Source organism: Microbulbifer sp. A4B17, from assembly GCF_003076275.1.
In the GTDB taxonomy this organism is placed as follows: domain Bacteria; phylum Pseudomonadota; class Gammaproteobacteria; order Pseudomonadales; family Cellvibrionaceae; genus Microbulbifer.
Map to the genome: position 1 here is coordinate 196,065 of NZ_CP029064.1, position 13,946 is coordinate 210,010.

9 protein-coding genes and 1 tRNA gene are annotated in these 13,946 nt (G+C 48.0%); 8 read left to right on the plus strand and 2 right to left on the minus strand.

What is annotated here, in order from left to right; genetic code table 11:
• Positions 1-17: 17 nt before the first annotated feature.
• Complete coding sequence (locus tag BTJ40_RS00945; protein ID WP_108731362.1) at positions 18-1,631, minus strand: MFS transporter; 1,614 nt, start codon at positions 1,629-1,631, stop codon at positions 18-20.
• A gap of 198 nt (positions 1,632-1,829) precedes the next feature.
• Between BTJ40_RS00945 and narL the strand changes: the two genes are divergently transcribed.
• The 7 genes from narL to BTJ40_RS00980 all read left to right on the plus strand — a co-directional run bounded on the left by narL (position 1,830) and on the right by BTJ40_RS00980 (position 12,637).
• Positions 1,830-2,495 (plus strand): two-component system response regulator NarL, encoded by a 666-nt coding sequence (narL, locus tag BTJ40_RS00950; protein ID WP_108731363.1) that lies wholly within the window; start codon positions 1,830-1,832, stop codon positions 2,493-2,495.
• A gap of 41 nt (positions 2,496-2,536) precedes the next feature.
• Positions 2,537-3,778 carry a molybdopterin molybdotransferase MoeA gene (moeA, locus tag BTJ40_RS00955; protein ID WP_192879368.1) on the plus strand — a complete coding sequence of 414 codons (1,242 nt, stop codon included), beginning with the start codon at positions 2,537-2,539 and terminating at the stop codon, positions 3,776-3,778.
• Positions 3,779-4,414: 636 nt separating this feature from the next.
• Complete coding sequence (locus BTJ40_RS00960) at positions 4,415-4,606, plus strand: helix-turn-helix domain-containing protein (protein ID WP_108735118.1); 192 nt, start codon at positions 4,415-4,417, stop codon at positions 4,604-4,606.
• The gene (locus tag BTJ40_RS00965) at positions 4,603-7,374 is read left to right on the plus strand and encodes a class I SAM-dependent DNA methyltransferase (RefSeq protein ID WP_108731364.1); all 2,772 of its coding nucleotides are present in this window, start codon (positions 4,603-4,605) and stop codon (positions 7,372-7,374) included. The genes BTJ40_RS00960 and BTJ40_RS00965 overlap by 4 nt, the downstream gene beginning before the upstream one ends.
• Positions 7,367-8,674, plus strand: a complete 1,308-nt coding sequence (locus BTJ40_RS00970) for a restriction endonuclease subunit S (RefSeq protein WP_108731365.1) — start codon at positions 7,367-7,369, stop codon at positions 8,672-8,674. Before BTJ40_RS00965 ends, BTJ40_RS00970 begins: the two co-directional genes overlap by 8 nt.
• Positions 8,667-11,930, plus strand: coding sequence for a type I restriction endonuclease subunit R (locus BTJ40_RS00975; RefSeq protein WP_108731366.1), 3,264 nt, complete (start codon positions 8,667-8,669; stop codon positions 11,928-11,930). The genes BTJ40_RS00970 and BTJ40_RS00975 overlap by 8 nt, the downstream gene beginning before the upstream one ends.
• The gene (locus tag BTJ40_RS00980; RefSeq protein ID WP_238152101.1) at positions 11,927-12,637 is read left to right on the plus strand and encodes a M48 family metallopeptidase; all 711 of its coding nucleotides are present in this window, start codon (positions 11,927-11,929) and stop codon (positions 12,635-12,637) included. The genes BTJ40_RS00975 and BTJ40_RS00980 overlap by 4 nt, the downstream gene beginning before the upstream one ends.
• A 542-nt stretch (positions 12,638-13,179) precedes the next feature.
• Here the strand turns inward: BTJ40_RS00980 and BTJ40_RS00985 are convergent.
• Positions 13,180-13,256 (minus strand) — tRNA-Arg (locus BTJ40_RS00985).
• A 191-nt stretch (positions 13,257-13,447) separates the two neighbouring features.
• On the opposite strand from BTJ40_RS00985, the gene BTJ40_RS00990 reads away from it, so the two are divergent.
• Positions 13,448-13,873, plus strand: a complete 426-nt coding sequence (locus BTJ40_RS00990; RefSeq protein ID WP_108731367.1) for a cytochrome c5 family protein — start codon at positions 13,448-13,450, stop codon at positions 13,871-13,873.
• The last annotated feature ends 73 nt before the right edge of the window (positions 13,874-13,946 follow it).

Sequence of the window (13,946 nt, forward strand, 5' to 3'; positions counted from 1 at the left end):
CCGCCTGTGAGACCAAATTAAGGATTGTAGAATTCGCCGTTCTTGCGCAGGTAGAACCAGTAATTAATCACCAGGCATACCGCGTAGAAGATGGCGAAACCTGCCAGTGCGTATTCCGGGGTAGTGGCTTTGATCTGCTCACCGAAAACCTTGGGAATGTAGAAGGCACCGTAGGCGGCAACGGCTGATGTCCATCCCAATACCGGGCCTGCCTGTTCTTTCGGGAACACCATGGCGATGGTGCGGAAGGTAGAACCATTGCCAATACCGGTAGCGGCGAACAGCAGCAGGAACAGCAGGAAGAAGGGCAGGAAGAACTCTTCCGGAGTGGCTGATCCGTAGGCAGCCTTCATGTAGTAGGCCACACCCAGGGCGCTACCCACCATTACTGCTGCACAGATCTGGGTGACCAGGGCACCACCGATGCGATCGGAGATCCAACCACCTACCGGGCGTATCAGGGCGCCGATAAACGGACCCATCCAGGCGTACATCAGGGCACTGGGGCCATTGTTGTTGATGGTATCGTGAGTCATAACCCCGTCCACCATTACATGGCTATAACCAAAGATTACCTTGATAGCCAGCGGGAAGGCCGCCGCGAAACCGATAAAGCTGCCGAAGGTCATGGTGTAAATCACACTCATTACCCAGGTGTGCTTGTTGTTGAAGATACGGTACTGACGCTGCAGGCTGGTTTTGATCTCACCGGGTAGCAGCTTCAAGCCGAATACTGTGGCAGTGATTACCAGTACCAGCACGATTTCCTTGGGCACACCCCAGCCTGAACCGTTGGCCGCTTCAGGAAGCAGTAGCCACAGGCCTACCACTGCGGTGAACAGGCCGATTCCCAGCATCATGGTCATCTTCACCATTGCGCCGAGAGAACTGCCTACATCCGGGGTAACTTCTTCGGTACGCAGATTGTTCATACCTAACCAGCCGACAAAGGCCAGCGGTACCAGGAACAGCAGCCATACAAAACCGGCATTCTGAATCCACGCCTCAGAACCGGCCGGTACCTTTCCAATCAGGGAGCCAGAGCTGCTCACCAGGGTCATGGGGTCGCCGCCAGCAGCGCCGAATGCACCGAAGGTCATAAACAGCGGTACCAGGATCTGCATGGTGGTAACACCGAAGTTACCCAGGCCCGCATTCAGGCCAAGCGCCAGCCCCTGCTTTTCCTTGGGGAAAAAGAAGCTGATATTGGACATGGAAGAGGCGAAGTTACCACCGCCGATACCAGACAAAAGTGCCAGCAACTGGAATACCCACAATGGAGTTTCCTTGCTCTGCAGGGCGATACCGGTGCCGAGGGCAGGAATCATCAGTAGTGCAGTAGTAAATACGATGGTGTTGCGCCCACCGAACAATCGAATAAAGAAACTACTGGGTATTCGAAGGGTAGCGCCGGTGAGGCCGGCAATTGCCATCAGGGTAAATAGATCGGCTTTGGCGAAGGGAAAGCCGAGATTGAGCATTTGAACGGTAATAATGCCCCAGTAGAGCCACACGGCGAAGCCGCACAGTAAACTGGGAATGGATATCCACAAATTCCGGTTTGCGATTTTCTTGCCCTTGGACTGCCAGAATTTGCTGTCCTCTGGGGCCCACTCGTAGATGTCAGACACGGCGGCCACTCCTCCTCGAAATGATTCGTCCAGCCACTATGGGCCGGGGCTTATCCCTGCTCAATTACCAACAGTAAGTAACCCCTTTGCCCCCGCGCGTATTAGCTACCCCTTTGGGGGTAAGCGCAGGCGCTGAGCCCTGTGTTAAAGTCACTGTTCAGAATTAGTACAATTTACAGTAATGAAGCAGGACACCCCATGACTTCTTCTGCCACGGTAATGATGGTTGATGACCATCCTCTGTTTCGTAAAGGTCTCAAGCAGTTGTTTGCTATGGAGCCGAGCCTGGAGTTGGTTGCCGAGGCCAGTAGCGGGGAGGAAGCGCTGGAACTGGCCAAACAGCACGAGCCGGACCTTATTCTGTTGGACCTGAATATGCGCGGTATGGACGGGCTGGATACCCTGCGGGCAATGCGCGCAGCCGATGTAGCCTCACGTATCGTGATACTCACAGTTTCAGATAACAACGCGGACGTAGTTTCCTGTATTCGCGCCGGTGCCGATGGCTATCTGCTGAAGGATATGGAACCGGAAGATATTCTCGACCAGGTCATCCAGGCCACGCACGGTAAGCTCGCCATCAGCCAGCGCCTCACTGAAATTCTCGCCTCAGCTCTGCGCAAGCCGGACAATTCCGGTGCGGATACCCTGTCGACGCTTACCAGTCGCGAATACCAGATCTTGCAATTGATCGCCGATGGCCTCAGTAACAAGTTAATCGCCCGCGAACTGGATATCAGTGATGCCACTGTAAAGGTTCACGTTAAACACTTATTGAAAAAGTTGGGCATGCGCTCCCGAGTGGAAGCTGCCGTGTGGATGGTTAATCAAAAGCGACCGGAATCGCAAAACCGCAGCCACTGATTTGTCCCAACTGCAAAGGAATGAAGTAAGAGATATTGTCCATGCCCACTATCGACTGCTGTAGCCAACCGGGCCTGATGCCCATCGAAAGCGCCCGCGAAAAACTTCTTGAGGCACTGAGCCCAATCAGTGGGACTGAGACTTTGCCCTTGGCACAAGCCGCCGGTCGAGTATTGGCTGAGGATGTTATCTCCACAGTAAACCTACCGCCCTGCGACAACTCCGCAATGGATGGTTACGCCCTGCGCTTTGAAGACCTGGCCAGTGGCTTGCCGCTGGAACTGATCGGCAAATCTTTTGCCGGTGCACCTTTTGACGGTGTGGTGAACCCGGGCACTTGCGTGCGCATTATGACAGGAGCCGCAGTACCGGCCGGTGCAGATACGGTGGTGATGCAGGAAAATGTTGATGCCCAGGGGGAGTCGATACGAATAAACGGCAAAGTTCGTGCTGGCGACCATATCCGCCGCTGCGGTGAAGATGTGGCAGAAGGGGCTAGCCTGCTTAAGGCCGGAGAATGCATCAGCGTTCCCCATATCGCCCTGCTCGCCGCAGCCGGTGTCGGCATAGTGGAAGTAGTGCGCAAACCAGCGATCGCACTTTTCTCCACGGGCGATGAACTGCGCCAGCCCGGCGAGGCCTTGGGCAAAGGCGATATCTACGATAGCAACCGCATTGCTCTGTTATCCGCCCTCGAACAGCTGGACCTGGATGTTTTGGACTTGGGTATATTGCCCGATAACAAACAGGCCATTACCAATGCCTTGCAACGCGCTTCCCAAGAGGCCGATGCCATTATTACCTCTGGTGGAGTCTCCGTTGGCGAAGCGGATTATACCCGTGAAGTATTGGAAGAACTGGGAGAGATCGGTTTCTGGAAAGTGGCGATGAAGCCCGGTAAACCTTTTGCCTTTGGTCTCCTACAGGGAACTCCCTTCTTTGGCCTACCCGGCAATCCGGTTTCTGCCCTGGTAACTTTCTATCAGTTGGCCGTGCCGGCTCTGAGTGTGATGAAAGGCGATCAGTGGACTGGCCTACAGACCTTACAGGCAAAACTGTTAAAACCCCTTAAGAAAAAGCCCGGTCGTACCGATTTTCAGCGGGGTGTTTATCGCAGTGATGAAAACGGGGCATTGGTAGTTGAACCTGTTGGTACCCAGGGGAGCCATATTCTTTCCGGCCTGGCTGTTGCTAACTGCTTTATTGTTTTGGCGCGAGAGAGTGGCAGTGTAGAGGTTGGGGAGCAGGTGGTGATTGAGCCTTTGAGGGTGCCGTTGGGGTAGGGGAGTGGCCCCTGCCCAAAACTGCAGATTGATGGGAGTTTTTGTATATCTGTAGAAAAAACTACCTGCATAAAGATTGATTTATAGCGTTATATTCTAGGGAGCTCTCTCTGGACTATTAGCAATAGTAAAATATTGAGAGGAATGAGTTTAGGGAGTTACTTAGCCAATCAAACCCAATTATCTCTATGAGATAGTCGATATTTATACCTAATTTCTGGACAGAGAGTCTTTTTATTACTTTTAACCGTTGCCGACCCTTAGTTTGGGAGTCCTAAAATCCCAGCGCTTTATATTAGACCATTTTGTTCGTTCAGCATCTCCTAGGCCATGGCTTAGAGTGAGCTTATGGATTGGGGCTCTTGCAAGTAGAGCTAAAGAGAGTCATAGAGTATTTCGTATCAGGAGCAATCAGTTAAATTAATGACGGTTGCCACGTCTATAAAACTAAGAACGTCTGTTTGGTTACCAGCCTTCCCTTAGCCCTCTTGACCTGACTAATATTGCAGGTCAGTTTTCCAATCGAATATCAATTAATTGGCTTTTGGTTCGGTTTGCAAGGCGCTGACTCAGCCAGGATAGCCACTTCCTCAATTTTCCCCTATTCTCTCAACAAGAATAATGGCGGAACCTGGCATGATTGATCAAATATTAACCTTGAAGCAGGTCGCAGAATATTTACAGCTTGCGGAAAAGACCGCATACCGGCTTGCAGCGGAGGGAAAACTCCCAGGCTTCAAGGTAGGGGGAAGCTGGAGATTTAAGCAGTCAGATCTAGAAAAGTGGATCGAACTACAAAAGCAGAATATCAACGAGGACAATAAGTGAGCTTTAAATTAACCTTGGGCAAATTAGAGAGCCTACTACTCACCGCTTGTGACGATCTGCGTGGCAGTATGGATGCTACCGAATATAAAGAATATATATTTGGAATGCTTTTTCTTAAGCGAGCGAGTGATCTATTCGACCAGCGTCAGGAAGAAATCCGGTCAGAGATGGCTGGTAAAGGTATAGATACTGAAGATATTGAAATTGAGCTTAATGACCCTGATCGCTACTCAGGGAAATACTTCTATGTACCCGAGCGTGCCCGCTGGAACACACCTTGGGACGAAGAAGTTGTCCAAAATGATAAGCAGGGCAAGCCAATACTAGATGATAACGGTAAACCAAAAACTAAAACCGTTCGTCACCCTGCACTCAAACACGTTAAGGAAAATGTTGGCACAACATTAAACAAAGCCTTAGAGGCTATTGAAGATGCCAACTCTGATGCACTACAAGACGTACTCAAAGGCATCAACTTCAACCGCAAGATCGGCCAGCGCACACTAGACGACGACACATTGGTTAATTTTGTTCAAAACTTTGAGAAGATCCCTCTCAAAGATGAAGACTTTGAATTCCCGGATCTACTAGGCGCGGCATACGAATGGCTGATCAAATACTTTGCCGACTCCGCCGGTAAAAAAGCCGGAGAGTTCTACACCCCGGAAGAAGTCGTGCGTATTTGTGTAGAAATCTGCGATCCACAGGAAGGAATGAGTGTTTATGATCCCACTGTAGGCTCGGGTGGCATGCTGATTCAAATGCGTGACTACCTGCGTGAAAATGGTGGTGATGCCGGCGAGCTATCCCTCAATGGCCAGGAGAAAATCGGTACCACCTGGTCGATTTGTAAAATGAATATGCTACTGCACGGCATCTCCCATGCCGATATTCGCCAAGAAGACACTATTCGAGAGCCGCAACACCTTGGTGAAGATAACGAACTCAAACGCTTTGATAGAGTACTGGCTAATCCACCCTTTAGCCAAAACTACATCAAGAAAGACTTAAAATTCCCTGGCCGCTTCCCGGTGATGATGCCCGAGAAAGGCAAAAAAGCGGATTTGATGTTTGTTCAGCACATGCTGGCTGTACTTAAACATAACGGCCGCCTAGCTTCTGTTATGCCTCATGGCGTGCTCTTCCGAGGTGGTGAAGAACAACAAGCTCGCAAACACTTTATTGAGCAAGGCTATCTGGAAGCCATTATCGGCTTACCCAGTAACTTATTTTATGGCACAGGTATCCCTGCCTGCATTCTGGTGATGAACAAGGCTGGCGCAGCCGAACGTGACCATGTGCTGTTTATCAATGCCGACCGTGAGTATCGCGAAGGCAAGGCGCAAAACCACCTCCGCCCGGAAGATATCGATAAAATCATCCATGCCTACCGTTCAGGCGAAGATATTCCCGCTTACGCGAGAAACGTGCCCAAAGCAGAAATTGCAGCAGAGGATTACAACTGCAATATCCGCCGTTACGTCGATAACGCCCCACCGCCTGAACCCCATGATGTTCGTGCTCACCTACACGGCGGCGTCCCGTTAGTCGAGGTCGATAGCTTAGAGCACTTCTGGTCTAACTACCCCGGTCTTCGTGACGACTGCTTTATTCCAAAAGATGAAATCTATGTAGATCTCGCGCCAGCGATTAGCGAAAAGCGAACCATTGCTGAGTTCGTCGCTAATCACCCCGGCGTGGTGAACCGTCACCAGGAGTTGATGCAACAGTTGGAAGCCTGGTGGCAAGGCAGCTTGCCTTTAGTCGAAGCCATGGCCGCAGACCCTGAAAACCAGCACGAGAATGCGGGTAATGTGTACATGATGCGCAGTGCCATGCTCGATAGCATCGAGAAAGAACTCGCTGGGCAACACCTGCTCACTCCCTCACAAGTGCGCGGCGCTTTTGCCAATTACATCGCAGTACTCAAGGCAGACTTTAAATCCATCGCCGCCAGCGGTTGGGGACCCGAGTTAATCCCAGACAATGAAATCCTGCTGAGCCAATACCCCGAAGTGCTGGAAGAGCATGAACAAGCCCAAGCTAGGCTCGCCGAACTACAAGCGCTCTTTGCAGCGGCCAGCGAAGAAGACTTTGAAGACACCGAAGACACGGGTGTACTACCCGGTGAAGAAGTTAAAAATAAAAAAGACGAACTCAAAACAGCCAATGCCGATTGGAAAGCACAGCTAAAAGCTGTGAAAGACCTAGCGGGCAATATCTTCGCCGAAATCAAAGTCGCAGAGCTGTTACCTAAAGGTATCAAAAAAGCTTTCTATTGCAGTGAAGGTCTTACACAAAAAGAGCCACTGTTTGAAAACGGGCAACGTATTTTAGATCTAGCGACTGAAGTTGGCCATGCATCAGAGTATGCAGAATCGCTCATTGAGGTGATGGATCAAGGAAAATTAAGCCTTGAGCGCTTCCAATCCATCAGCCAAAGCCTTGAGCGTCATAAACTTCTAGAGGATGAGATCAAAGCGCTTAAAGCCACCATTAGAGGCATCGAAAACAAACGCGATGCATTAGTAGAAAGCGCTCGAGAAAAGATTACCAGCAATGACGCCCGCGAAGTAATTATTGAGCGCTTAAAACAAACGCTACTCATAACATATCAATCCTATTTACATATAGATCAACGCGCTTGCATAAAGGCTATTGAGAAGCTTTGGAAAAAATACGCTGTAACCACCAAAACCATTAAAACTGAGCGCGACAATGCCTCTAATGAGCTACAAGCATTTTTGGTGGAACTAGGCTATGAGTAAAACGACCATTAGAAAATTCAAACTCAAGGAACTTGTCTTTCGACATATGTCCGGACCAAGCCCGACGTGCGAAGAGAGATCCATATCGGACACGCAAGAGTGGGGACTTTTAAAAACAACGGCTGTAGTTTGGAACGGATGGAATCCAAGCGCTCACAAAGTGCCACCTAAACAATACTGGAACAATAAGAATATTGAAGTAAAAAAGGGAGATGTGATTGTAACTAAAGCCGGTCCTAGGCAGCGAGTTGGCGTAGTTGTTTATGTCGATGAAACCCCACCTCAGCTGATGGTAAGTGGAAAAATGATAGGGCTGCGTCCGGACCCTAAGGTCGTCGACGGACGTGTTCTTGCCGCCGCTCTTTCATCTGAAAAGGTCCAAAGATATATCGACTCTAGAACCACAGGAATGGCCGAGTCTCAACTTAACTTTACAAACGAATTTCTATTGAATACTGAGGTAGCAATCCCAGATTTTGAACAGCACCCTCGACTTGGAAAGTTAATATCCCTTCTCAGTGAAGAAGCCCGGAAGACCGAAGAATTAATATTTAAATATCAAAATATTAGATTAGGTATTATGCAGGATTTATTCACCAGAGGAATCACTGACACGGGATCTCTTCGCCCGAAACACAACCTTTCCCCTGAATTATATCAAAAGCATTCTGGCACCTTACTTCCAAAAGAATGGAGCATAAAGACACTGGGGGAAATAACCAATCCAAACCATCCTATATGCTACGGGCTAGTTCAACCAGGGCCGCATGATTGGAATGGTGTGCCAATAATCGCAATACATAATTTGAAAGGAAGCTACGAAAAGCTTCATTACTCATCAAGATCTATAGAATCTAAGTTTTCTCGAAGTCGAGTTAAAGAAGGCGATGTATTGTTATCAGTAAAAGCCACCGTAGGGAGAGTAGATGTTGCACCAGATGGATTTTCTGGGAACGTAAGTAGAGATGTCGCCAGAATTAGGCCGATAGACAATGTTAGAAGTAAGTTTCTAAAATATCTATTGCAAAGTGAGCACATGCAAAAAGAGCTTATGAAGATTGTTGTAGGCTCTACGAGAATGGAATTATCGATCAATAGACTAAAGGAAGTGCCAATCTATATTCCTCAACCAAAAGAACAAGAGCAAATAGAGAAAAAAGTAGACGCCATTAATCAACTTATATACTCCGAAGAACAATATCTTGAAAAAATTAATCTAAGTAAAAGCGGACTAATGCACGACATATTAACCGGGAAAGCTTCGATCGCAACCAGAAAACCTGAGGAAGCTCATGTCTGAATACACGGAAGTTGAGCAGCCGTTTCTACAGCAGCTTGAAGGGCTGAAGTGGTCTTGTATCGACCAGGGTCAGGAAGTCCCCCAAGAGCCTAGGAATAGCCTTCGTCAAAACTTTCGCCAGTGGATTCTACCCGAAGTCTTCAATACCGCCGTATCCAGTATTAATAAAACTAATACCGGAGAAGAATGGCTGAGTAAGAAGCAGCTACATGACCTTCATGACCAGATCTCTCGCCAGCCGAATCGAACCTTGCTGGAAGCCAACGAAGCTATCCAAAAGCTGTTCTTTAAAGCACAAGTTGATGTTAATGAAGTGACCAGCGAGCAAGACCCGGTAGTTAAACTGATAGATTTCGCAAACCCAGAAAACAATACCTTTCATGCCATCAATCAGTTCCGCATCGATACGCCGGGCTGCGTAAAGCAATTTATCATTCCAGATATTGTGCTGTTTATTAATGGCATTCCATTGATTGTTGTGGAATGCAAAAAAGGCGGGCCTAATTGTGCCAACCCAATGCCCGAAGCCTTTGAGCAATTACAACGCTATATGAACCAGCGTAAGGCCACCCAACAGCAAGGTTTAAAGGAAGGCGAACCGAAATTATTCCACACCTCAATGATGCTGATTCGCACCTGCGGTTTAGAGGCTGATTACGGCACCTTCACCTCGGGCATTGAGCACTTTTTCCCCTGGAAAACCCAGTGGCCCGCTGATGATACCACTGCGGAGGGAATGACACAGCAAGAGCAGTTGATTAACGGCATGCTCAACAAGACCAATCTGTTAAGCATCCTGCGCAGCTCCACCGTATTTATGGATACCGATGGCGGCCCTCGCATTAAGGTCGTTTGTCGTTACCAGCAATTTCGCGCCGCCAATAAGATTATTGAGCGCTTGCGTAGCGGTGAAACAGCTGCTGAAAAAAGCGGCGTGGTTTGGCATACACAGGGCTCCGGCAAGAGCTTGACCATGGTGTTTGTAGCACGCATGTTACGCGCCTCCAAAGACTTAAACGATCACAAGATTTTGCTCGTTAATGATCGGGTAGATCTGGAAGATCAGCTTGCTGAAACCGCGACTATTATTGGCGGCCGGGTTAACACCATAGAAAGCACCCAGACTCTGCGCCGTGATCTAGCGACTGATAGCTCTGACATCAATATGGTGATGGTGCATAAGTTTCAGCAACGGGAAGAAAACCTCCCCCTCAAAGTCGCTGAAGCACTGGGAACCTATCAGGCAATGCCGTCGGGTCAAACCTTTGGTGTAGTAAACGACTCCGCCCGTATTGTGCTCATGATCGACGAAGCCCATCGCACACAAGGCTCTGATCTCGGTGATAACATTTTTGAAGCTTTCCCAAACGCAGCGCGTATTGCCTTTACAGGCACACCATTAATTACTGAGCGTCATGGCGAAAAGAAAACTCATAAGCGCTTCGGTGAGTATATAGATACTTACCGACTGATGGATGCGGTTAATGACGGCGCCACCCTGCAAATTCTCTATGAAGGCCGCACCGCAGACTCCGCCCTAAACGACAAACACGGCTTTGAAACCGAGTTTGAAAACCTCTTTAAAGAGCGCTCAGACGAAGAACTGCTAGCCATCAAGAAAAAATATGGCGCCACGGGCGATATTCTTGAGGCCGAAGAACGTATTAAGGCCATAGCCAAGGATATGGTCAATCATTACCTGGAGCATATATTCCCTAATGGCTTTAAGGCCCAGGTGGTCTGCCATTCTAAGTTAGCGGCAGTACGTTATCAAAAAGCTATAATGGATGAACTGCAAAGCCAGGTTGAAACATTAAAGGCAGAAAATGAACCCGACTTAGAACTCATCGATAAAATCAATTTTCTAAAAGCCGCTGTAGTGGTATCCGGCGATGGCACCAATGAAGCGGCATATATCACTGAATCCCGTAAACAGGCCAGGGCCTGGAATGCGGTCGATAACTTTTGTAGATCTTTTGATTATGACGACCCAGACAAGGCCTATACCGGCATCGCATTTTTAGTAGTCTGCGATATGTTGCTCACCGGCTTTGATGCCCCAATCGAGCAAGTGATGTACATCGACAAAAAGATTAAAGAACACACCCTGCTGCAAGCCATAGCACGTACTAACCGTATCAAAAAAGGCAAAAAACGGGGCTATATTGTTGACTATATTGGCTTAACGGAAAACCTAACCGAAGCGCTGACCCTGTACGCAGCCGCTGACGAGCAACAGGAGTTGGCACAAGGCCTTAAAAGCATTACCTCAGAAATGCCGGTACTGGAGGAGCGCTATCAACGTCTATTACAGCTGTTTGCCGACAACAAAATTCATCAAGTCGAAAATTTCGTTCAAGGCAGCTTATCCGATATTGAAGCCGATGCCGCTGTGGTACATGAGGCCGTGAAATTACTTAAAGACGAAAAGATCCGCGCTGATTTTGATGTTTATCTAAAAAAATTTCTGATGAGCATGGATATTATCCTTCCTCATCAAGCCGCCCATCCTTACCGAATTCCAGCCAAGCGATTCGGCTATATACTCCGCGTTGCCAAAGAGCGTTATAAAGACAACAGCCTGAGCCTCGGTGATGCTGGTGAAAAGATTAAGGGACTAATCAACGAGCATCTAATCAACCTGGGTATTAATCCTAAAGTTGCTCCAGTTGAACTGCTTGCCGATGATTTTATTGAAAACCTCAACAAGCATGCGGGGAGTAATGCCGAGGCAAAAGCCAGTGAAATGGAGCATGCTATTAGAAAGCACTGCACCGTTCACAACGATGAAGATCCTGCTTTTTATAAAAACCTATCAGAAAAAGTCGAAAATCTTATTGACCAACACCAGAATGACTGGGAGAAGCTCGCTGAGGAGCTTGAAAAATTAAGAAGCGAAGCGCTTACAGGGCGTAAAACTGGCGAGGAAGGGATGAGTAAGGAGGCTACAACCTTCTATGAACATATCGCCAATGAAGCCTTTGATGATGGAAAAGTACCTGCTGAAGCTAAAGAAAAAATGAAGGCTCTAATGGAATCGATAGTTGATACTTTGCAATATAGTATTGGCAGTATCGATTTTTGGAATAATGCTGACAAACAAAAAAAAACCCGCAGTAAAGTAAAAACTGCTCTAACCTTAACAGGTATTGCAGAGCTTAAGAAGAATAGAGAACGCGTTGCTATTGAAGTTATGAAGCTGGCAAAAAATCGTCATGATGAGCTCATTAAAGGCATGAGAGCAGGTAAGGTATGATGAATGCTAGAAGAGTCCGTGATATTGATTATCATCTGATGCCGGGTAGCAGCCGCTCTACTATAGACATAATAATAGAACGCAATGGCTCAATTATAGTACGCCCCCCTAAAAATTTTACTGAAGAACAAATCGACGCTGTTGTTGAAAGTAAACGAATGTGGATTTACCGCAATCTAGCCGAATGGCGGGACTTGAATGCTACAGCTGTCGTCCGTGAGTGGGTAAACGGCGAGACTTTTCTCTACCTGGGTAGGTCTTATCGACTCTCTCTTGTTTCTGATCAAATCTGTGACATTAAGCTGCATGAAGGAAGATTTTGTCTAAATCGTACGCTTATCGATGTTGGAGGCATAGAAGCTGCCAAGCGAGCTTTCGAGCAGTACTACACGGTAAAAGGCATGAAGCGAATTCAAGATAGAGTGAAACTTTTTGCTCCAAAAGTAGGAGTTAGTCCAATTTCAGTAAGAGTGAAGGATTTGGGTTACCGCTGGGCTAGTTGTTCGAAAGCTAATGCTCTCTCTTTTCATTGGAAATGTATGATGGCTCCACTTAAGATAATTGACTACATAGTTGTTCATGAACTTTGTCATATTCATGTGAAAAATCATTCAGATAGTTTTTGGAATGAGGTGGATAAAGTTATTCCAGACTATAAAACACGAAAAAATTGGCTTAAAAATAATGGGGCTAGTCTAGATCTATAATCAGTGTTTTAATTTTTCTGTTGCGTATTGCATGCGAATTGGTTGTTAATTTTTTATATATCTTCTTCAGTACATTCAAAATTACAAATTAATAATTCATATTTACTTCCGTTTTACACTACTTAAGCTTTCTATTTGCCTTCCATGAGCTTAAGTATGCTTCGCTATTTTGGTTTCTTGTACTGTCTTAGCTCGATTACGTACGAATCGAACCTGAGTTTGAATGAAGCCTGGGAGTTGGCCATATACAAAGAAGCCTGCATAAGCGGGGAGCGTGCGTGAGGATTAGCTTCGCCCTTTGGGCTCGCTGCTCTGCGGCAGCTATGCTGCCTCCGAGTCGAACCGGAGTTCGAACGAAGTCTGGGAGTTAGCCATATATATAGAGCCCCGCATAAGCGGGTAGTGCGCGCGAGGATTAGCTTCGCCCTTTGGGCTCGCTGCTCTGCGGCAGCTATGCTGCCTCCGAGTCGAACCTGAGTTCGAACGAAGCCTGGGAGTTAGCCATATACAAAGAAGCCCGCTTATGCGGGCTTCTTTGTATATGGCCCGCCCGAGAGGATTCGAACCTCTGACCTTCGCCTCCGGAGGGCGACGCTCTATCCAGCTGAGCTACGGGCGGTTTAATTGGCTATCTGTGCCAATGGGAGGCGGATTATACAGAAGCTGGGGGGCGGGTTAAAGGACATTCTGTTGGCTTATATAGTCTTTGGCAGGTGGCGGTGCAGTGCTTATAATGCGCGGCGTAGGAGTTTGCGACGATATTTTGAACGTTTGTGGGCCAACTCACTTCGGTCCTTTTGGGGGAATATGATGAAGCGTATTTTGGGTATTGTGGCGGCACTGGCCGTCAGTGCGGCTGCGGCAGTGGCCCAGCAGTCTGTTGATGAAGAAATCGCAGAGCGAATTGCTCCGGCAGGTGAAACCTGCATGAAAGGTGAGGAGTGCGCGGCGGCGGTAGCGGCGGCTCCTGAGGCTGCCAGCACCGGTGGTGGTGCTCGCAGTGGTGAGGATATCTACAATGCCAGCTGCCAGACCTGCCACGCTGCAGGTGTTGCAGGTGCTCCTAAATTCGGTGATGCCGCAGCTTGGGCACCGCGAATTGCCAAGGGCATGGATACCCTGTACACCAACGCAATTAACGGTATAGGCGCTATGCCTGCAAAAGGTCTATGTATGGACTGTAGCGACGATGAGATCAAAGCTGCTGTGAACTATATGACAGAGAACAGTAAGTAAGCTGTTTCACTGTTGGAAAAAGGCTGCTCATTGAGCGGCCTTTTTTGTTTTGGATAACTGCTTTTGCAGGTAT